18 protein-coding genes are annotated in these 20006 nt (G+C 60.1%); 8 read left to right on the forward strand and 10 right to left on the reverse strand.

Annotation, left to right across the window (positions count from 1 at the left end; genetic code table 11):
• Positions 1 to 93: 93 nt before the first annotated feature.
• From ACEN8Q_RS05030 to ACEN8Q_RS05055, 6 genes are all read left to right on the forward strand, one after another.
• Positions 94 to 432: a DUF5629 family protein gene (locus ACEN8Q_RS05030; RefSeq protein WP_008020075.1), complete on the forward strand. Its 339-nt coding sequence runs from the start codon at positions 94 to 96 to the stop codon at positions 430 to 432.
• Positions 425 to 1594 carry a lactonase family protein gene (locus ACEN8Q_RS05035; RefSeq protein ID WP_413704640.1) on the forward strand — a complete coding sequence of 390 codons (1170 nt, stop codon included), beginning with the start codon at positions 425 to 427 and terminating at the stop codon, positions 1592 to 1594. Before ACEN8Q_RS05030 ends, ACEN8Q_RS05035 begins: the two co-directional genes overlap by 8 nt.
• Before the next feature lie 156 nt (positions 1595 to 1750).
• Positions 1751 to 1930, forward strand: a complete 180-nt coding sequence (locus ACEN8Q_RS05040) for a hypothetical protein (protein ID WP_007979950.1) — start codon at positions 1751 to 1753, stop codon at positions 1928 to 1930.
• 218 nt (positions 1931 to 2148) lie between these two features.
• Positions 2149 to 2274 (forward strand): hypothetical protein, encoded by a 126-nt coding sequence (locus ACEN8Q_RS05045; protein WP_008020073.1) that lies wholly within the window; start codon positions 2149 to 2151, stop codon positions 2272 to 2274.
• 115 nt (positions 2275 to 2389) lie between these two features.
• Positions 2390 to 2602 carry a hypothetical protein gene (locus ACEN8Q_RS05050; RefSeq protein WP_413704641.1) on the forward strand — a complete coding sequence of 71 codons (213 nt, stop codon included), beginning with the start codon at positions 2390 to 2392 and terminating at the stop codon, positions 2600 to 2602.
• Complete coding sequence (locus ACEN8Q_RS05055; protein WP_413424668.1) at positions 2599 to 2856, forward strand: hypothetical protein; 258 nt, start codon at positions 2599 to 2601, stop codon at positions 2854 to 2856. The genes ACEN8Q_RS05050 and ACEN8Q_RS05055 overlap by 4 nt, the downstream gene beginning before the upstream one ends.
• Positions 2857 to 2970: 114 nt before the next feature.
• Here ACEN8Q_RS05055 and ACEN8Q_RS05060 read toward each other — a convergent pair whose 3' ends face one another.
• From ACEN8Q_RS05060 to ACEN8Q_RS05070, 3 genes are read right to left on the reverse strand one after another with little or no spacing between them, the layout of a single operon-like run.
• Positions 2971 to 3567, reverse strand: coding sequence for a glutathione S-transferase (locus ACEN8Q_RS05060; RefSeq protein WP_413424666.1), 597 nt, complete (start codon positions 3565 to 3567; stop codon positions 2971 to 2973).
• Complete coding sequence (locus ACEN8Q_RS05065) at positions 3564 to 7205, reverse strand: AAA family ATPase (RefSeq protein WP_413424664.1); 3642 nt, start codon at positions 7203 to 7205, stop codon at positions 3564 to 3566. The genes ACEN8Q_RS05060 and ACEN8Q_RS05065 overlap by 4 nt, the downstream gene beginning before the upstream one ends.
• Positions 7202 to 8446: an exonuclease SbcCD subunit D C-terminal domain-containing protein gene (locus tag ACEN8Q_RS05070; RefSeq protein WP_413424662.1), complete on the reverse strand. Its 1245-nt coding sequence runs from the start codon at positions 8444 to 8446 to the stop codon at positions 7202 to 7204. The genes ACEN8Q_RS05065 and ACEN8Q_RS05070 overlap by 4 nt, the downstream gene beginning before the upstream one ends.
• A gap of 318 nt (positions 8447 to 8764) precedes the next feature.
• Between ACEN8Q_RS05070 and ACEN8Q_RS05075 the strand changes: the two genes are divergently transcribed.
• Positions 8765 to 10168, forward strand: a complete 1404-nt coding sequence (locus ACEN8Q_RS05075; protein WP_413704642.1) for a lytic polysaccharide monooxygenase — start codon at positions 8765 to 8767, stop codon at positions 10166 to 10168.
• A 119-nt stretch (positions 10169 to 10287) separates the two neighbouring features.
• Here ACEN8Q_RS05075 and ACEN8Q_RS05080 read toward each other — a convergent pair whose 3' ends face one another.
• The 7 genes from ACEN8Q_RS05080 to ACEN8Q_RS05110 form a co-directional block, all read right to left on the reverse strand.
• Entirely contained in the window at positions 10288 to 11937 is a 1650-nt protein-coding gene (locus ACEN8Q_RS05080; protein ID WP_413704643.1) for a BatD family protein, read from the reverse strand.
• Positions 11934 to 13667, reverse strand: a complete 1734-nt coding sequence (locus ACEN8Q_RS05085) for a tetratricopeptide repeat protein (protein ID WP_413704644.1) — start codon at positions 13665 to 13667, stop codon at positions 11934 to 11936. The genes ACEN8Q_RS05080 and ACEN8Q_RS05085 overlap by 4 nt, the downstream gene beginning before the upstream one ends.
• The gene (locus ACEN8Q_RS05090; protein ID WP_413428377.1) at positions 13664 to 14746 is read right to left on the reverse strand and encodes a vWA domain-containing protein; all 1083 of its coding nucleotides are present in this window, start codon (positions 14744 to 14746) and stop codon (positions 13664 to 13666) included. Before ACEN8Q_RS05090 ends, ACEN8Q_RS05085 begins: the two co-directional genes overlap by 4 nt.
• The gene (locus ACEN8Q_RS05095) at positions 14739 to 15233 is read right to left on the reverse strand and encodes a DUF4381 domain-containing protein (protein ID WP_413428376.1); all 495 of its coding nucleotides are present in this window, start codon (positions 15231 to 15233) and stop codon (positions 14739 to 14741) included. The genes ACEN8Q_RS05090 and ACEN8Q_RS05095 overlap by 8 nt, the downstream gene beginning before the upstream one ends.
• Positions 15230 to 16174 carry a DUF58 domain-containing protein gene (locus ACEN8Q_RS05100; protein WP_322617320.1) on the reverse strand — a complete coding sequence of 315 codons (945 nt, stop codon included), beginning with the start codon at positions 16172 to 16174 and terminating at the stop codon, positions 15230 to 15232. Before ACEN8Q_RS05100 ends, ACEN8Q_RS05095 begins: the two co-directional genes overlap by 4 nt.
• A gap of 5 nt (positions 16175 to 16179) precedes the next feature.
• A complete protein-coding gene (locus ACEN8Q_RS05105) occupies positions 16180 to 17139 on the reverse strand; it encodes an AAA family ATPase (protein ID WP_007994509.1) in 960 nt (319 codons plus the stop codon).
• Between the two features lie 291 nt (positions 17140 to 17430).
• Positions 17431 to 17784: a hypothetical protein gene (locus tag ACEN8Q_RS05110; protein ID WP_413428375.1), complete on the reverse strand. Its 354-nt coding sequence runs from the start codon at positions 17782 to 17784 to the stop codon at positions 17431 to 17433.
• A gap of 322 nt (positions 17785 to 18106) precedes the next feature.
• On the opposite strand from ACEN8Q_RS05110, the gene ACEN8Q_RS05115 reads away from it, so the two are divergent.
• Positions 18107 to 19969 (forward strand): S8 family serine peptidase, encoded by a 1863-nt coding sequence (locus ACEN8Q_RS05115; RefSeq protein ID WP_413704645.1) that lies wholly within the window; start codon positions 18107 to 18109, stop codon positions 19967 to 19969.
• Positions 19970 to 20006 lie beyond the last annotated feature (37 nt).

Raw genomic sequence — 20006 nt, forward strand, 5'->3', positions numbered from 1 at the left:
GGACATTCAACATGAATGTTGCCTGACAGACCGCTTTCGCGAGCAAGCCCGCTCCCACAGGTTGGTCATTCCAGATGAGGGGAATGCGGTGCCATGAGCTATCATTGCGGTTTTCCCATCCAAAGATTGACTGCCATGACTGCCGCAACCGACACCCTGCTCAATGCCCTCGAACACTGTGGAATGGTGGAAATCGACGGGCTGCATGCCTTCGAATTCGCCCTTGATGTCGATGACAACCTGCATATCGAATGCATGGACGGCCGCGCGGCCAAGCACTGGGAGTTCACCCCGGCGCAGGTTCAGGCTGCGACATACGACGCCTCACTGCAAAGCTGGTTGATCATCGGTGATTCAGGTGAGCACCGTTTGGTGTGCCTGGGCGATGTCGTCAGCGGTGACAACGATGACGATGAACCTGAGGATGAATAAACTCTGGCCGCTGTTGATGGCCGGCAGTATCGGTGCGATGGGAGTTCAGGCTGCGTCCGCCGACGACTATCAACTGCTCGTGGGGTCCTACACCGCCAGTCAAAGCCAGGGCATCTACCGTCTGGCTTTCGACAGCCGCACCGGGCAGATCAATGCCAGGCCCCTGCAAGTGATCAAAAGCGAGAATCCTTCGTGGCTGACCCTGTCGAAGGACCAGCGACACTTGTTCGTGGTCAATGAAAACGGCCCGGGTCAGGCGGATCCGGTAGGGCGTGTCAGCAGTTACTCGATTGATCCCAAGACCCATGCGCTGAGCCTGATCAGCCAGGTACAAAGCCTGGGCAACGAGCCGACCCATTCCAGTCTCAGCGCCGATGGCCGCCATCTGTTTGTCAGCAATTACTCGGTGGCCGAAGACCCGGGTGGCACCCTCGCAGTATTGCCGGTGGCGGCCGATGGCAAGCTCAAACCCGTGGTGCAGATGAGCAGCCACCCGGCGAGCCGGATCAATCCCGAACGCCAGGCCTCGGCCCACGTGCATTCGACGATCCCGTCGCCGGACGGCAGATACGTGTTCTCCAACGACCTGGGCGCCGACAAGGTGTTTGCCTACCGCTTCGACCCCAAGGCCAATCCAGAACTGCCATTGACCCCGGCAACCCCGGCATTCGTGGAGCTGCCGCCCGGTAGCGGACCCCGTCATCTGCTGTTCAGCGCCGATGGCAAACACGCCTGGCTGACCATGGAAATGAGTGCACAGGTGGCAGTGTTCGATTACCACGACGGCCAACTTGAGCAGACGCAGATGGTTGATCTTGCCGCCGGGCAACCGGTCTCAGACAAGGCTGCGGCGGCGCTGCATGCCTCAGCTGACGACAAGTTCCTCTACGTCAGCAACCGTGGCACGGCCAATCAACTGCTGGTGTTTGCGATTGATCCGGCCACCGGCCACCTCAACGAGCTGCAACGCCGGGCGGTGGAGGGCGATCATCCGCGAGAATTCAGCCTCGATCCGAGCGGCAGATTCCTGTTGATCGCCAACCAGAAGAGCAACCAGATTGTCGTCGTCGAACGCGATGCCAAGACCGGTTTGCTGGGCAAGACCGTGCAAAAACTGCCGATGGACGCGCCAAGCGACCTCAGGTTTCTGCTGCGTCAATAAGCCGCAGGCCCCGGTTAATGGGGTCTGCCTGCTTTTATCAATGGCGCTGATATCTGGTAATGCTACAAAGCATTTCAAGGCAAGAACCCTCGAGGGTTAAGTTTGCTTCACGGCCCCACCGGGCAAGCAAGCCAACTGAATCCGAGGAATACCGCCATGAACTTCAACATCTTCTCTGTCATCGCCGCATCCGCCATTTCTGCCACCGTTGCGCTGCCAGCCAGTGCCAACGTTGAAATCAGCGACAAAAAAGCCCACACCCAGAGCTACACCCAGAAGTACCTGCAACAGAGCGCCAACTTCTACGCCGCGCTGGACCACAAAACCCAAGCCTGAACGTTCACCCCTGCCTTTATGCAGGAGCGAAGTCACTGATGATCGAAGACCCTTGTGTTGAAAACACGAGTGTCGAAAACGATCAGAGTGATGTCGCTCCTGCATAACGCATTTACGACAGCATCAAATTGCTATCAATGTCACGCTTGATATCACATCGCCATGAGTTTAAATTGACGCTGATTTTTTGACTCCCCCTCACGGCAAGGATCGGCAGCATGGTGACGCGTCTGGCATTGGTTCTTCTTTTTCTCTATTCCACCCCCATTTTGTCGGCAGCCGACCCTGTTCCGGGTGAGCCGGATGCTGGCCGCGAACGCTTGATGAGTTTTATTGAAGACTGAAATAGTCTGGCTTAATGATCAATGAGGCTGATGGTCACTATGGATAACCCTGAGTGGTTACCCAGGCTCTTTTGATCGATTCTGTGGGTATTGAAACATGCCTGCGGAGAACATCATGGCCAGCGCAATTCTCACTTCTGCCAAACACGGCGCCTATGTGGCGATCGGTCTTTACCTTGCCATGGTGCTGGTGGTCAGCCTTTCAGCCCAGTCGCAATCCAGCGTTGAAGCACCGATCCAGGTCGCTTATCCCGGCATCCAGTTTGAACACCGTGCGCAAAGCGCGAGCGCTGATCAGGCTGAACTCGCAGGAGTGGTCGGCGCATGAAAGGGCACAGACTTTGGGTCATCGCCTTCCTGGCGTTCATGACCAACGGATCCTCCCTGTTGGGGATCGGACAGGGCTCGGCGGGTTCATTGGCCCGGGCCATCGAAGCCAACCACAACATTGCCCGCAACATCGAAAACGCCAATGCTCAGGGCATGCTGGCCGGCAATCCGCCCATCAGGAGTGAAGGTGTGGTTTTCGGGCCGTTCCAGGTCGATTGCTCGGTGATAGGGATGTGTGGGGTGCTGGCCTGAATCCTCGACACACCGCTGGCCTTTGTAGGAGCCAGCTTGCTGGCGATGGCGTATCAGGCACCACAGCGTCAACTGACACACCATCGCCAGCAAGCTGGCTCCTACAGGGGGTGGTTATTTCTTCATGATTGATGTGAACAGGTCCGACGCCAAAAGCCGCTGTAGCCACGCCTGCAAGCGCAGGTAAGGCGTCTGCCCGAACCACTCGCGATCCACATGTGCAAACTGCCGTACGAACGGCATCAATGCGACATCCGCCAGGCTCGGATGGTCCGCCAGCAAATAGTCCCGTCCTTCCAGCAACTGATCCAGCCTGCGCAGGAACACCTCACCTTCGCTGCGATAAACCTCCATCGGCTGCTCGGGATAACGCTCGGCGTACTTGTAGCGATTCAAGTGCACCTTGAACACCTGATCGTTCTGTTCGATCAGCGGGGCGATGTGTGCCGCCGCATCAGGATCATTCTTGAGCAACCAGTCCTGGGGATCGTTCTGCGCCAGCGCCCAGCGCATGATGTCGAGGCTTTCGTCGATCACCCGGCCATCGGCGTTCAGTACCGGCACCGTGCCTTTGCCCGACAGCGCGAGCATCTCGGCAGGCTTGGCCTTCAGGCTGACTTCGACGATGTCCGCGGCCACCCCCGAATAGTGCAGGGCCATGCGTGCGCGCATGGCGTACGGGCAGCGGCGGAAGGAATACAGCGTGTTCATTTCACCTCCAGGGTGCTCAGGCCGTTGCCCTGGCGGCGGACCTGAATCTGCACCGGAATCCGTTCATGCATTTCCTGTACGTGGGAAATAACCGCGACCTTGCGGCCCTGGGCTTGCAAGCCGTCGAGGGCGTCCATGGCCAGTTGCAGGGATTCCGGATCGAGGCTGCCGAAGCCTTCGTCGATGAACAGCGACTCGATTTTCAGCGTGCTCGACGCCATCGATGCCAGGCCGAGGGCCAGCGCCAGCGATACCAGGAAGGTCTCGCCACCGGACAGCGAATGCACCGAACGCAGTTCGTCGCCCATTTCGGTGTCCATCACCAGCAACCCGAGCATGCTGCCGCCACGCTTGAGGCGATAGCGGCGCACCAGTTGGCGCAATTGCACGTTGGCGTGGTGCACCAGCAGGTCAAGGTTGTAGGCCTGGGCGATCTTGCGGAAGGTGTCGCCGGTGGCGGAGCCGATCAGCGCATTCAAGCGAGCCCAGCGTTGATACTCGCCGTAGGCGTCGGCGATTTGCTGCGCCAGGGCCTGATTGGCGTTCTGCCGGCGCTGGTCCTCGGCCTGTTCGGCGCGCAGTTCGGCGCAATGTTGCTCGCTGGTGGCCGCCAGGTTTTGCAGGTCGACCAGTGCGGCAGCCAGTTGTCCGGCGTCGAGGTTGCCGTTGTGTTGCGCTTGATGATCGAGCAAGCGTTGATCCCGCTCTTGCAGCAACACCCTGGTTTGTTCGATGGCTTTTTCGCTCTGCTGCAATCGTTGACGCAGTTCGCTGAGCTGTTGCTCGCTGACGCTCAACAACTCCTGCAGTCCGCCGTCGTCCAGTTCTGGATGCTGCGCGCGCCAGTCGTCGATCCTGGCGCTCAGCTCGCGGTCTTCGCTTTCCAGGGCTTGTACGCGTTCCTGTTGCGCCTTGAGTTCGGCGGCCAGTTGCACCAGCTCCGTGCGCACGCTTTGCAGTTCCTGATTGGCCGCTGCTTCGGCAGTGCGTGCCTGCTCGACGGCCTGATCGAGTTGTTGTTGCCATTGTTCGGCGCTGGCGTGTTCGCCCAGCAGTTGCGTCAGTTTTTCCTGGCAAGCCTGTTGCTGTCCTGCCAGCGCGGTGAATTGCTGCTGCGTAGCGTCCAGTTGTTGGGCGCGGGTCTGCTGTTGGTACTGTTCTTTGTCCAGCGTCTGCTGGCGTTGTTGCTGTTCGCCGAGTTCATCGCGCTGCTGGTCGAGTTGTTGCAGACGCTGGGCGATCTGCCGGTCGAGCTGCATGAAAGTCGCGGCGGGTTCGTTGCGCAGCGCTTCCAGGGTCTCGGCGGGCAACAGGGTGCTGAACGTGCTCAGTTCTTCGTCCAGGCGTTGGCGGTCGCTGCTCAACTCCCGTTGCTGGTCGAGCAGCTGTTGTGTCGCCTGTTGGTTCGCCGTTTCGGCGCTGCGCAGTTGCTGCGTCAGGCGCGCAGCGTCCTGTTGCAGGGTGAGCAGGGCGGTTTGCCGTTGTTCGTCCTGGGCAATGCTCTGGTTCAACTGGCTGCTTTGTTGTGCCAGCCAGGCATCGCGTTTGTCCGCATCCTGGACCAACAGTTGAGCGGACAGCGGGTGCGCTTCAAGGCTCGGCGCCAGGCTTTGTTGCTGAGTCGCGAGCTGTTCCTGCTGTCGCAGCAATTCTTTTTGCTGGGCAATCAGGCCGCCGACTTCAGCGCGCAGATCGGTGAGTTTTTCCTTGAGCAGGTCCACGGCTTTCTGGGCATTGGCCTGTTCGCTTTCATCGTGCCGGCCGAGGCTTTGCAGCAAGGCTTCGGGCTGGTGATAAGGGTGGTCCGGGCTGCCGCAAACCGGGCACGGCTGATCGTCCTGCAACTGCGCACGCAGTTCTTCGACGCTGGCACTGCGCGCCAGACGCTGGCGTTCCAGCAAGTCGCGGGTGACCGTCAGGGTCTGTTCGGCGATGGTCAGCTCGGCCTTGGTCTTCACACCGTCCTGGGTCAGGCGATCACGCTCTTGCTGCGCCGCGAGCTGGCGCTGCTGTAGCTCGGCGCCGAGCTTGTCCAGTTCTTGCTGGCTGGCCCAAAGCCGCATCAGTTCTTCAACGGCCCGCAGTTGCTTGCGGTTGTCCTGCAGCAGGCTGCCGAGAATCCGGATCTGCTCGGCCACCGCTTCGGGCTCGGCGCCAGCCTCTTTGTACAGCACCTCGAGGTCATGACGCTGTGTGGTCAGTTCTTCGGCAGCGCGTGCGGCGCTCTGCTCCAGGGTGGCCAGTTCAGCCTGGCCCTTGTTCAAGCGATTACCGATCAGCATCAGTTGTTGCAGACGATCACGGTAGGCGTTCCAGGCATCGCTCAGCGGCGCCAGATGAGTGCTCTGTTCAAGTTCAGCGGCAATCCGTTGCAAGCGTTCGGCGACCTGCTTCTGCTGGTCGAGCAAACCCTGAATCGTGCTTTGCCCCTGAGTGCAGGCCAGTTCTGCCTGCTGCTTGAGGTCGGCGCTGAGGCTCGCATCCTTGACCAGGCGGGCGAGGGTGCTTTGCTCTTCGAAGGCCTGACGCAGCAGTGGCGCGCTGTGGCTGTGTTGGCTCTGGGCCGCGGCCAGTGCCGTTTTCGCCGCGCTCAGGCTGTGTTCGAGCTGAACCTGACGCGCGTTCAGTCCGGTTTGCTGTTGGATATGCTGTTGAATGTGTGCCGCCAGCGGTGTGAGCTGGGCGCTCAGTTCGGTCTTGCGCGCGAACTGGTGCCGTTGCGGGGCCAGTTGCTCCAGACGAGTCAGCTTCAAGCGCTCGCCGGTCAGGCTGTCCCAGTGCTGTTGGGCTGCTTGCAGTTGTTCGGTGGCGCTCTGTTGTGCGTCCTGCAACTGCTGCAAGTCCTTGAGCCAGCTGTGTTGCAACTCCAACTGTTTGAGCTGCGCCTGCCGGGTTTTAAGTTGCTGCTGAGCTTCATTGAAGCGCTCATCGAGCTCGGCCCGGGCTTCAGGCGACAGTGGCGTGACCCCGCTGGCCTGGTCCTGCAACAGCTTGTGGGTCTCGCGCGCGTCCTTGGTCTTGTCGAAGGCCCGACGACCGAGACGCGTATAGAGCGCCGTGTCGGTGAGCTTCTCCAGCAGTTCGCTGCGGTCGTTGTCGTCGGCCTTGAGGAATGCGCTGAACTCGCTTTGGGCCAGCAGCACGGCGCGGGTGAACTGTTCGAAGTTCAGCCCCAGGGCGGCTTCGAGTTGAGTCTTGTATTCGCCTTTCTGGCTGGCGAGCAATTGATCCTGATCGATGTCACGCAAGCTCTGGCGGCTGGCCTGCAGCTTGCCGGCGGCCTTGTCCCGAGCGCGATTGGCTTCCCAGCGGGCGCGGTAACGACGGCCGTCGACACCGACGAAATCCACTTCCGCATAACCTTCGCCCGTGCCGCGACGCAGCAGGGTCCGCGGGTCACCCGTGCCGATTTCGCCGTCGGCGTCCGGCACCTTGGCGTCGCGGCCGGTGTTGTTCAGGCGGGGTACGGCGCCAAACAGCGCCAGGCACAGCGCATCGAGCAGGGTGCTTTTTCCGGCGCCGGTCGGCCCGGTGATGGCGAACAGTCCGGCACTGGCCAGGGGTTCGGCGGTAAAGTCGATCTCAAACGGCCCGGCCAGCGAGGCGAGGTTCTTCAGGCGGATCGCGAGGATTTTCATGGCTGTTCGCTCTCCATCTGCACGTCCTGCAACAGCTCGGCAAAGTCCTTGAGGGTCTGCTCGTCGACCTCGCTGCCGTAGTTGTCCTGCCAGGCGCGGCTGAACAGCTCCTGAGGTGTGAGCTGGTCCAGCTCGATCAGTGTGTTGCCATCCTCGACGCCGTTACGGCTGCCGTTGCCGGCGTATTCCGCGGCGATGCGCACCAGGCGCACGGCCTTGCCTTGCAGGGCGGTTTCCACTTGATTGCGCAGGTCTGGCTGCGGTTCATCAAGGCGCACCCGCACTTCCAGCCACGGCTGGCGCTGGATGTCGGCCAACAGATCGATGTTCGGCAGATCCGCCAGTTGCAGCAGGATCTCGCTCAATGGCGCCGGGCCGATGCGTTGCAGGTTGACCGCGCGGGGGATCATTTTCGGTTCGACGCTGACCAGGGTTTCGCCCTCGAGCCGGATGTCGAGAATCTGGTGCTGATAGCTGATCTCGGAGAACGACAGCGGAATCGGCGAGCCGCTGTAGCGGATGCGCTCCTCGCCGTTGACCTTCTGCGGTTTGTGCAAGTGGCCGAGGGCAACGTAACTGATGCTCGGCCCGAACAGGCTGGCGGGCAGCGCTTCGGCATTGCCGATGATCAGGCTGCGCTCGGAGTCTTCCGACACCGAACCGCCTGCCATGTGCGCGTGGCTGATGGCGATCAGCGCCTGGCCTTTCTTGCGCTTTGCGTTCGCCGCCTCGATCAGCCATTCATGGACCTGGCCAATGCCACGCAGGTAGTTGTCGCCCAGATGCGCGCCGGTGACTTCGGCAGGGCGCAGGAACGGCAGCGCCAGGCACCAGGCGACGGTTTTGCCCTTGGCGTCCGGCAGCGGCAACAGCAAGCGCTCGGCATCCAGTTGCCCGTCATCCAGCCACAGCACACGACCGAGGGCATGCGTGCGCAGGCGGCGCATCAACGGCGCGGGCAGTTCGATCCGCGAGCCGGAATCGTGGTTGCCGGCAATCATCACGATGGTCAGCAATGGCTGCTGTTCGTGGGCGCTGACGATGAAGTCGTAGAGGCGTTCCTGGGCTTTGACCGGCGGATTGACCGTGTCGAAGATATCGCCGGCGATCAACAGCACGTCCGGCTGATCGAGCTTCAGTTGACGCAGCAGCCAGTCGAGAAAACAGCCGTGTTCGAAATCGCGATCCTGGCCGTGCAGGTTCTGCCCGAGGTGCCAGTCGGAGGTGTGGAACAAGCGCAAGGGCAACTCCGCTAAATAAAAAGGTGATGGTCGCAGGAAAAATGGAGGCGACGAAAGGGGGGAGAGTTTACTGACAAACGACCAAGGTTGCTGAACGCCTTGATTGAGTGCAGCTACGGATCTCGATGAAAAAATCCTACGAACGGTCATGCCTACCTGTCAGTTATGACAGTTCCCACTATGGTGGGCAGGGTGTTTAATCGACCCTGCGCATGGAGCCTTGCAGAGCGGCAGCGACGCAATTTATGAGTTTCAGCCTGAAGGGAAAATAGTGTCGCTTCAAAAACGCTGAAGTTGTGTTGTTCACATGTGATCTCAATGGAATCGAACCTCGCATTCATCCAGCCTCAGTGGAGAAACGTCATGTCAAACAGTCATCCGAGTACCATCAGCCGAATCAACACGCCGCGTCATGGCCACGTGTTTTCCCCCGCATCCCGGGCGTACTTTGCCTGGCAGGCAGGCGAGTTGGATGAAGGGGCTTTGAACCAGCGCGAGTCCGGCAAGTTTTTTCCCGAAACTTCCGCCGACGTGGCTGATGCATACGCCAAAGAGGACGTGGCCAATTTTGCGCCGCCTCCTGACGGCAAAATTGCCAGCGCCAATCAAGCCACCGGCCAAAAACTGGATCAGCCGGGTAGCCACTGGCAAAAACATGAAGTGCGAAGCGGCGAAACACTGGATGTCTCTTGGCATTTCACCGCCAACCACGTTACCCGTCGCTGGAACTACTTCATTACCAAGGCTGATTGGGATAGCAGCAGAGCGCTGGCGCGCGATCAATTTGATGCCGAGCCTTTCTATACGGTGCAGTTGAATCTGAAGCCCTATTGGGAACACTCAAACGACATGAAGCCGCCGTCGCCCACCATCCATGGGGTCCCGCTGCCAAAACGAGAGGGGTATCACGTGTTGTTGGCTGTCTGGGAGGTCGCCGATACCGGAAATGCGTTCTATCACGTAGTGGACCTGGATTTTGTGTCGTCTGGAGGAGGCGAGCGTCCGACCACGCCGACCGGTTTGAAGGCCAGTGATATCACTGACAAGCAGGTGGTATTGACGTGGAATGCTGCAACGGGGGCTTCTCCTATCGCGTTTTACCGTATTACGCGCAACGGGACCGCTACAGTCGATGTCGCGGCACCACAACTGACCTGGATCGACCATGCCGTGATGCCTGACACCGTCTACAGCTATTTTATTAGCGCAGTCGACGAGACAGGCAATGTTTCACGTCCAAGTCCGGCTATCGAGGTGCGTACGTTGCCAGAGGAGGGTGAGGTCGGGGCGCCGAGCGCTCCGGCGAACCTGCACAGCATGGGCCAGACAGAGCGCAGTATCAGCTTGATGTGGGGGGCCTCCTCAGGCCCGGTGGCAATAACGAACTACCTGATTTTTCGCGACGGCCAGGAGGTCAAGCGCGTAGGTGCAGATCAGACTTCGTTTGAGGACACGGACCTGACGTCAGGGACCGAGTACCGTTATTTTGTGAGGGCGCTCGACCTGAACGGCAAGCTGTCATCATCAAGTAATGTCCTGAGCGTCAGCACACAAGGTGATGGTGGGGCATATCCGGCGTGGAAGTTGAATACTCAGTATGCAAAAAACGCGTTGGTGAGCCACGCCGGGCAGAACTGGTCCTGCATTCAGGCACATACGTCATATGTTGAGGATTGGGCACCTGGGGCAGGCGACAATGTGCTTTGGGCCAAGCATGTCTGATCCGTTGAACAGGCCATCGTGAGTGGCTGAAAAGGGCTGAAAGATCGCAGCCTTCGATGGCTCCTGAGGGTGTACATCCACCTGATGCAGGCGCTTTCGAAGGTTGCGATCATTTGATTCTACTTGGGATAAAGCGGCGGCAACCCAGTGTCGCCGACCGGATCCTGAACCCGTTCGGCAATCGGGATCGCCTTGATCGCCCGCCACAATTCATCACCTTGCCAATACTGGCCGGTTTCGCTGTAAAGCGCGCCGTTCAGGCCGTCGAGGGCGTTGGACAGCGGCACGAAGCGGGCGGCCATGTCGGCCAGGGTTTCCGGTTGTTGGCGGGCCCAGGCGTCGAGGGCCTGGCGGGTGGCGTGGGAGTCGTTGGCCTGGCAGGCGCGCTTGAGGTCGTCTAGGACGGTGCGCGGGCTTGGCCCGGTTTGAGCGGCACGCATCACCGCCGGTTGCCAGCGGCCACGCCACCAGAGGCCGAAGCCGAGCAGGGTGGTGCAGGCCAGAATCAAGGTGCTGAGCTTCCAGCGCCAGAGCGCTTGGCTGTCGGCGCTGGCATCGATCGCTGAGGTGCCGGCCGGGGTGTCGACCACCAGGTTCGGATTGGCCGCCACGTGCAGCGTGCGAGCGGGCAGGCTGCTGTGCTCCAGATGGTCTTCGAAGGTGTTCCACCACACCACGTCGACGGTGGGCAGCTCGATGGCGCCGGTCCGTGTCGGCACCAGGGCCTCGCGGTCTTCACGACTGCCGACCAGGCCGCGTTCGCTGTTCTGATTGCCGAGCACTGGTTGATCCGGGTAGCGGCGCAGACCGCCGACATCGGTGCCGGGCAGCGGTGGTAGCTGGGTGCTGGACAAGCCTTCGGCCTTCACCGTCAGGCTGCGGGTCAATGAATCGCCCACCTGGGCATGATCCGGCTCCGGGTTCCAGCTATCGCTCAGGGTCAGGCTGCGCGCAGGCAGCCAGGGGGCATCGGCCGGATAGGTGATGGGTTTGGCCTTGACCGTCAACAGCAGTTCGGCCGAGGTCACGCGCATCAGCTTGCCGGATTTCGGCCCCTGGGCCGCGTCCTGTACCGGTTGTGCATCGACCAGCGCAGCGTTGAAGACCTGCGCCGGAATGATCAGTTCGCCACTGTGTTGCGGGTAGATCGCGTAGCGCATTTCAATCACGCCATGGCGCAGGCCGTCGATGTCTTTTTCGTAGGTGCGTGAGTCGCCCAATTGTTCGATACGGGCATCAGATATCTGCAAGGGTGGCAGGCTGCTGTCGTCGTACAGCGACACCGAATGGTAGATGCGCAGGGTCAGGATCGCCTGGGCCTGAACGTACACGCTGGTTTGATCGAGGCTGGCGTCAATGAACACCGCGGCCCGTTTGTTCGGGTTGTCCGGTGTTTCGCTCTCGACCACTTGCAGGGTGATCGGCTGGCTCTGCAGTTCGCCCAGTTGCAGTGGCGGAATCACCACGCTGCCGTTTTGCCGGGGCAGGAGGGTGACGATCCAGCGTGTGGTGGCCCGGTTTTCACCGCTAAGGGTGTTCAACTGGTTGACCTGGCGTGTGCCGCGCACTTCGAACAACGGCTCCAGCGGTGTCATGTCGGGTTTGCCGAACTGTGTCACGTCGGTGGATTCCAGGGTCAGCTCGACCGTCTCGCCCGAGCTCAGGCGACTGCGGTCCACACTGGCGACCAGCTCTGCTGCCTGCGCCTGAACGGTGCAGAACAACAGGCCATGCAGCAGCGCGAGCAATATAACGGTGAAGCGGGTCATCGAGTTTTTTCCTGATCCTGATGTTGTTGCTGTTCGTACCAGAATTTGCGCCGCAGCAGCTCACCGGGGTCATCCGGGATCTGCCGCAACCACTGCTCCAGCGCCTGACGCTGTTCACCTTCGATGCTGTCGGTGGCCGGGCGCAAGGGCGGCGTCGTGTGTTGCTCGTCACCCAATTCACTGCCTGGAACTTCGTTGGTTCCGGGCTTGCGTGGCGACGTGGGCGGATGCCTGGTGTCGGCGCCAGTCTGCGGTTCTTGCGCCTGCGGCTCGCCGCCGTCCGAAGGCTGCGTCGTGGCGCCGGGCGGTGTTTGCTGCTCAGTGGCCTGGGGCTCCTCGCTGGTGGCCGGCTCCGGGGTGGGCGGGCTGTTTTTTTGCTTGATCAACTCTTCCACCAGCGTCTTGTTGGTCAGTGCCGGGCGCAAATCCGGTTGGCGTTCCAGCGCCTGTTCGTAGGCGTCCAGGGCAGCCTCCAGCGCACCACTTTTGGCCAGGGCGTTGCCCCGATTGTAGTGGGCATGGGCATCGTTGCCTTCGGCAAACCGCTCGGCGGCGCCGGCGTAGTCTCCGGCTTCATAGAGCGCCACGCCTTGCCACTGATGGTCTTCGAAGCGCCGCGCGGCCTCGGCCGGACGCTTGAGCTTGAGTAATTGCACGCCTTGTTGATCAGGACGCAGCCACAGGTCTGCGAGGTCGAAGGCATAGCTGGGCTGAGGCAGCGCCAATAGCAGCGGCAGGCAGAGCAGCCAGCCGCGACGTCCCGCGCAGGCCGCGAGCAGCAACAGTGGCAGCAGCAGCCAGTAACCCTGGTCGGCCCAGGTGTCGAGGCGCAGCGTCTGGCCGTCATTGCGCAAGTGACGCGGACCGTCAAGCAGGCCAAGGGCGCGCAGGTCGCTATCGTCCAGGCGGGCGTGGCGATAGCGTCCGTCGAGGTCGCGGGCGAAGCCTTTCAGGCCGGGCTCGTCCAGGCGCGGTACGAGGATCGCGCCTTGTTCGTCCTTGAGGAAACTGCCGTCTTCCTGGGTGATCGGCGAGCCTTCGGCGGTGCCGATGCCGAGCATCAGCCATTGCGTCGATTTGCCTGCCATGGCGCGGCGAATCCCCAGGCGTTCGTCTTCCGTCAGGGACGAGCCAATCAGCAGGATCCGCCCGTCACCGAGCGCACCCTGTTCCAGCAGGGCCAAGGCCTTGACTACCGCCAGGTCGGCGCGATGGCCGGCCTCGGGCATCAATGACGGCTTGAGGGCATCGAGCAGGTTGCGGCTGGTGGACAGGTCATCGGAGAGCGGCACCAGCGTATGCGCGCTGCCGGCGTAGACGACGATCGCAGTCTGGGCATCGCTGCGAACCTGCAGCAGGTCGAACAGCTTGCGCCGGGCCTGCTCCAGGCGATTGGGCGCGACGTCCGTGGCGAGCATTTCCGGGGTCAGTTCAAGAATCACCACCAACGGGTCGGCGGGCTTCTGGCTGGTTTGCTCGACGCGTTCCCAGCTCGGGCCCAGCAGCGCGAGCACGGTCAACAGCCACGCCACGCCAAGCGCGACCCAAGGCAATTTACTGTCGCGACCACTGCCACCGCTGAGCAGTGCTGCGTGAAAGGCTGGAGGCAGAATCATCTGCCAGCGCCCGGCGCGTTTCTTGCGGTGCCAGAGTTGCCAGAGCAACCAGCCAAGCACCGGCAACAACAATAGCCACCAGGGGCGGAACCAGTAGGGCCACAACGCACTCATCGGCGCCTCCGCAGACGCAGGCGTTTCAGACGCTGGCGCCAGTCAGGCAACACTTGGGTTTGCAAAAACAGATCCTTGGTAAACAGGCGTTGCAACGGGTTGTCCGGCCAGAGTACAGGGGCCACCAGCAGCATGCTCAACAACAGAGCCAGCGCCAGAGGCCATTGATACAGAGCCTGGGCCGGACGGGCCTGGGTCGGTTGCTGGGCCACGGGTTCCAGTTGATCGAGGGTTGCCTTGATCGATTGCAGTTGCTTGCCATCGTGGGCGCGGAAATACCGGCCGCCGGTGGCTTCGGCAATGGCTTTCAGGGACGGCTCGTCCAGGTCCAGGCTGGGATTGACGCCGAGAAAGCCGACCGTGCCACTTTGCTCCGGATCGGCACCGATGCCGATCGGATAGATCTTCACATCTTCCTTGCCCGCCAGTCGGGCGGCGGTGAGCGGATCGATTTCACCGGCATTATTGGCCCCGTCGGTGACCAGAATCAGCACGCGGCTCTGCGCCGGACGTTGGCGCAGGCGTTTGAGGGCAAGGCCGATGGCATCGCCGATGGCGGTGTTTTTGCCGGCAATGCCGATGCGTGCCTCATCGAGCCAGACGCGCACGGTGTGGCGGTCGAAGGTCAGTGGCGCTTGCACGTAGGCCTGGCTACCGAACAGGATCAGGCCGACCCGGTCACCTTCGCGGCTTTCGAGAAAGTCTCCGAGCAGATGCTGGACCAGCGAAAGGCGACTGACGTCTTCGTCCTGCCACTGCATGTCGGGAAAATCCATGGAGCCCGAAACGTCCACCGCGATCAGCAGGTCGCGGCCACTGGCGGCGATCGGTAACGGTTCACCCAGCCACTGCGGGCGTGCGGCGGCCATCAGCAGCAGCAGCCACAGCAGAATGAATGGCGACTGTTGGCGCCAGGCCGGCAGATTGGCGCGGGCGCGGCGGCCGGCGAGGCCTTCCAGATCGCTTAGAAAACTGACCTTGAGCGCCGGCTCGCCACTGTCGGCGACCGGCAAGACGAGGCGCATCAGCCACGGCAAGGGCAACAGGGCGAAGATCCACGGCCAGGTGAACTCAAACATGCTTGCGAATCCATGTGTCGACGGCCTGGGTCAGGCCGGCGATGGCCTTGTCATCGAGTTTGCATTCGGGTTTGTAGGCACCTTCCACGAGCACCATCCAGCGAGTCAGGCCGGCTGCCGGGCAGCGGTTGTCAAGGAACGCCAGCCACTTGCGCCCGTTGAGGGTATGGCTCTGGCTGTAGGGATAGTGGTTGCGGCACAGGCGCTTGAGCAAGCCGTTGAGTTGCTGCAGCCAGGCACCGGCCGGCGCACCGTCATACGGCTTGGGCATCAGCGCCAATTCAGCCAGTGCGGCCAAGCGAACCGGGTCCAGCGGCTGTTCGGCACGCACCACGGGGCGTTTGCGAGGAATGAAGCGCCGCAGGCTCCACAGCCCGAAGCCGAGTAGCGGCAGCAACAGCAGCAGTATCCACCAGCCAGGCGCGGGCGGCCAAAAATCGATCGGCGGCGGAGAAATCAGCGGTTGCAGTTGTTCCAGTCCGCTCATCGACCTTTCCCCGGCTTCTGTGGGTTCAGGTACTCGCGCAGTTGCTCGACCATCTCGCTCTGGGTACTCAGGGGCATCAGCAACACGCCCAGCTTCTGCGCGAGCAGCTCCCAACGGGCGATGCGTGCTTCGGCCAGGGCCCGGTAAGTCTGGCGCAGGTCGAAATTCAGCGTGTCGAGCTCCAGTTGCGCACCGCGTTCGGCGAAACGTAAAAGGCCGGCGGCGGGCAGGGCATGATCCAGCGGATCGGACAACGGCAGCAGCAACAGGTCGCAATGGCGAGATAACAGGCTCAGCTGTTGCTCGGCACTTTCCGAAAGGGAGCGTTCGTCGCAGATCACCACCACCAGGCTGCCCGGGCGTGACACTTCGCGGGCGCGGCGCAGGGCGATACCGAAGGCGTCACGGTCCGGCTCGATTTCGCTGTTGAGCGACTGATTGACCCGCACCAGTCGGTTGAGCAGCTGCAGCAGGCTTTGCTTGCTGCGCCGAGGCTTGATTTCGTAGTGCTCATTGTCGCCATACACCAGCCCGCCGACCCGATCGTTGTGGCCCAGGGCTGCCCAACCGATCAGGCTCGCAGCCTGTGCGGCGAGTACGGACTTGAACATCTGGCCCGAGCCGAAAAACAACCGGCGGCTTTGTTCGACCATGATGAAGATCGGCCGCTCGCGTTCTTCGTGGAACAGCTTGGTATGGGGCTCCTGGGTGCGCGCAGTCACGCGCCAGTCGATGGTGCGCACATCGTCGCCGGCCTGATAGACCCGCACCTGGTCGAAGTCGACGCCACGGCCGCGCAATTTGGAGTGGTGCAGGCCAATCAGTGGGCTGCGCTGGCTCGGCGTGGAAAACAGCTGCACTTCGCGCACGCGATGGCGCATCTCGATCAGGTCGGCGAGGCTGACACGGATGCCCGGCTCGGGCGGCAGGCTGACGTTCATCGGGGTCAAGCGACGGCTACGACGTCGAGAATCCGCTGGACGACCCGGTCCTGATCGATGCCAGCGGCTTCGGCTTCAAAGGAAAGAATGATGCGATGGCGCAGCACGTCGAACAGCACGGCCTGGATATCTTCCGGGCTGACGAAATCGCGTCCGGCCAGCCAGGCGTGGGCACGGGCGCAGCGGTCCAGGGCAATCGAACCGCGCGGGCTGGCGCCGTAGGCGATCCACTCGGCCATCTCCGGATCGAACTTGGCCGGGGTACGGGTGGCCATGACCAATTGCACCAGGTATTCCTCCACGGCGTCGGCCATGTACAGGCCGAGGATTTCCTTGCGTGCCGCAAAAATCGTCTGTTGGGTAACCCGACGCTCAGGTTTTGCTTCGCCGTTCAGGGCTTCTCCACGGGCTTGCTGCAGAATCCGGCGCTCGACAGTGGCATCGGGAAAGCCGATTTTCACGTGCATCAGGAACCGGTCAAGCTGGGCTTCGGGCAGCGGATAGGTACCTTCCTGCTCGATGGGGTTTTGCGTGGCCATCACCAGGAACAGCGGCGACAGCTCATAGGTGCTGCGTCCGACACTGACTTGCCGTTCGCCCATGGCTTCGAGCAAGGCCGACTGAACCTTGGCCGGGGCGCGGTTGATTTCGTCCGCCAATACCAGGTTGTGGAAGATAGGCCCTTGCTGGAACACGAAACTGCCGGTTTCCGGGCGGTAGATTTCCGTACCGGTAATGTCGGCCGGCAACAGGTCAGGGGTGAACTGGATGCGGTGGAACTGGGCTTCGATGCCTTCGGCGAGTTCTTTGATGGCCTTGGTCTTGGCCAGGCCAGGAGCGCCCTCGACCAGCATGTGGCCGTCGGCGAGCAGGGCGATGAGCAAGCGCTCGATGAGTTTTTCCTGGCCGAGAATCTGCGTTGAAAGAAAGGTTCGCAGCGCGAGCAGCGCTTCACGATGTTCCATCGATGACTGTTCCTGCAAAAGGGTGGCCGAGGACGTTCGAAATGCGCCAGGGCCGGGGGCGTTACTTTAATCCATCGCGGGGGGCGGCGACTAACGGCATTTTGTGCAAAGTGCGGGGAATGACCGGGAGATTTGTTGGATTTATGCAGGGCAACAGTCTTGAGGTGACTGTCAGGACCTCATCGCTGGCAAGCCAGCTCCCACAAATATTGGCGGTGTGCATGCAATCTGTGCAACACATCGGTCACTGTGGGAGCTGGCTTGCCAGCGACAGGGCCGGTTCAGACACTCTCAAATCTGGCTGATGAAGGTCCCGGTACCGTCAAGGATGTTCTTCAGGGTTTCCTCAACTTCAGCCAGATCAACCATGGCCGGGTTAAAAGTGATCTCCAGCACATCATCCCCATTCAGCGCATCGGCATCGGCCGCCGCAATTTCGATTTTCAGCAGTGCAGGGCCGAGCGTGACCTTCACGCCTTCAAGGGTCGAGGGTTCGCCGTCGAGGGTGATTTCCAGTTCGTCTTCATCCGGGTAGCGGCTCATCAGGAACATTTCGCCCTTGTCGCTGTGGCAGCACAGCATGGCCATGTTGTCTTCTTCTTCGTCGCACGGGTTGACGATCAAGAGGGCGGTGGTCATTTGCATGGGGAGGGATCCTGGCTCGACGAGCATTGTGAATATGGACAAAGGGCAATTCTGCCAGTCTTTGGAGAACTCTGCTCGGCCTCCCTGGTCGCGCTGTGATGCCACCAAGGCAGGGACAAACGTGCCCGGTGGTTCGTTACGTGAAAAATCCACCCATTTTCGAACGCGCGGGACGTGCGACCAATCGTCGGCACTGTAATTTCTGACAGTAGCAAGTCCTCGGGTTTTAGCTTTAGCTGTAATCCGGGAAAGGTAGTCATTAGTTTGTACGGATTAACTTTAGGTCAAATCGGAAGTGTTCAGAAATTGCCAGCGATACTAATTGGAAGATATCACCATGAAATCGATGAGCAAATGGCTGGGATCTGTACTCTTTGTGCTTGCTTCCTCGCCTTTGTCGTTGTTTGCGGCCGTGCGGGATTATTCGCATTTTATCATTTTAGTCAAAGAGGATGCGTTTCTGTCTGACACGCAGAAAAGTGCTCTCGATAGTCACTCGTCATTAAACGAACTTAAAAAACTCGCGCCACAGATTAGGCCGTTGGTGCCGGTTTCCGAAGTGCGGACCAAGGAAGAGTTACAGGCGCTGCAGCGGCATAGACTGAATCGCTACTTCATGGTGGATACCCGTACCATGACTAAAGCGCAGGCTGAAACATTACTCCTGCAATTGAAGAAAATCCCTTTAGTGGAGAAGGCAGAATTTGAACCAAAGGTAGATGGTATGCATGACGATAATGGTGCCCCAATTGCGAGTGTAATGAGCAAGAACATTCCGGATTACACGGGGCGGCAAAATTATCTTCAAGGGGGAAATGCAGTAACCCCCTATAAAATTGGCGGCGTGAACGCAGTTGAAGCCTGGAAGATTTCAGGGGGGAAGGGGCAGGAAGTGCAGGTGATCTCTGCAGAGGTAGATCATTGGTCGTATGATCATGTTGATTTGCCAAAACCTTATCTGGAAGTTGATGCAGGGGCCAAAACTGGCTCCCATGATACTTCCAGCGCTGGAATTATTGCTTCGCAGGAAAATGGTTTCGGCACTACCGGCATTGTTCCGTACTCCAGGCTGGGTTATTTGCAATGGGGCACGGACAGGCTGCTCCAGTTGGCTGATAAATTGAATGAGGGCGATGTAGTGCAGATTGGTGTACACATCAACAGTACGCCTCTCAATGGAGTCGGATGTACAGTGAACTGTTTCATGCCGATCGAAAGAAATACGACGGTACGTGATATTATTTCTTATCTTGTTGAAGAGAAGGGCGTTCATGTAGTGCTGGCTGCGGGTAATGGCAACATTGATTTGGATCATCCATTTTTTAATGGTTATTATGATCGAAATGTTTTCGATACTGGTGCGATTTATGCGGGTGCTGTTGATCCGGAGACCGGCATCAGAGCGAGCTTTTCCGAGTATGGAAGTCGCGTCGATTTATTTAGTTGGGGGCGCAACGTCACCACTACAACATGGAGTGCGAGCAATCCCACTATGGGGTATACCCATACTTTTAGCGGCACGTCGTCGTCCAACCCAATCATTGCGGGGGTGCTTGCCTCTGTACAAGGCGTGGCTCGTGCGAACGGAATAGGCAATATTCCACCCAAGGTTTTACGTCAACTCCTCGTCGAAACGGGCTACCCGCAGATCAACGGCAATCGCACGGAAATCGGGGTTCAACCCGATTTGGATGCCGCTATCAAAAAAATGTTGGCAGACGCAGCCGATAAGCCGCCTACAGGACGCCTTGCCCTGCCTGAGGAGGTGAAGTCGGGGGGAACGCTCAGCGCACATGTTTATGCTGAGTCACCCTCAAACAAACCACTGAATTATCATTGGAACGCAACCGGATTCATACCACCGACAGGCAGTACGATATCCATGTCTTTCACGGCCCCAACAGTGACCGCGGATACCCGTACTGCCATTTCCGTAGAAGTTTCCGATGGCTTGCATACCCTTGAACTCACAGAGAATTTAACCGTTAAAGCGCCTGTCGAGGGCGGTAATTGCGGCGAACTGCCGGCATGGGATGCCAGCAAGGTTTATGCAGTCTACGCAGAGGCCGTGGCGTACAAGGGGAAAATGTACAAGCAGAACTTCTACAACGTTAATAAACAACCGGACGTCAACTCGGCTGATTATGGCAAGGAGTGGCATACAGGTGTGGCTTGTCCACAGTAGGCGCGCAATGTTGGTTATTTGTTTAACGGTCGGGGGT

Origin of the sequence: Pseudomonas sp. Pseusp16 (assembly GCF_047324915.1) — a bacterium.
GTDB lineage: Bacteria > Pseudomonadota > Gammaproteobacteria > Pseudomonadales > Pseudomonadaceae > Aquipseudomonas > Aquipseudomonas fluorescens_CD.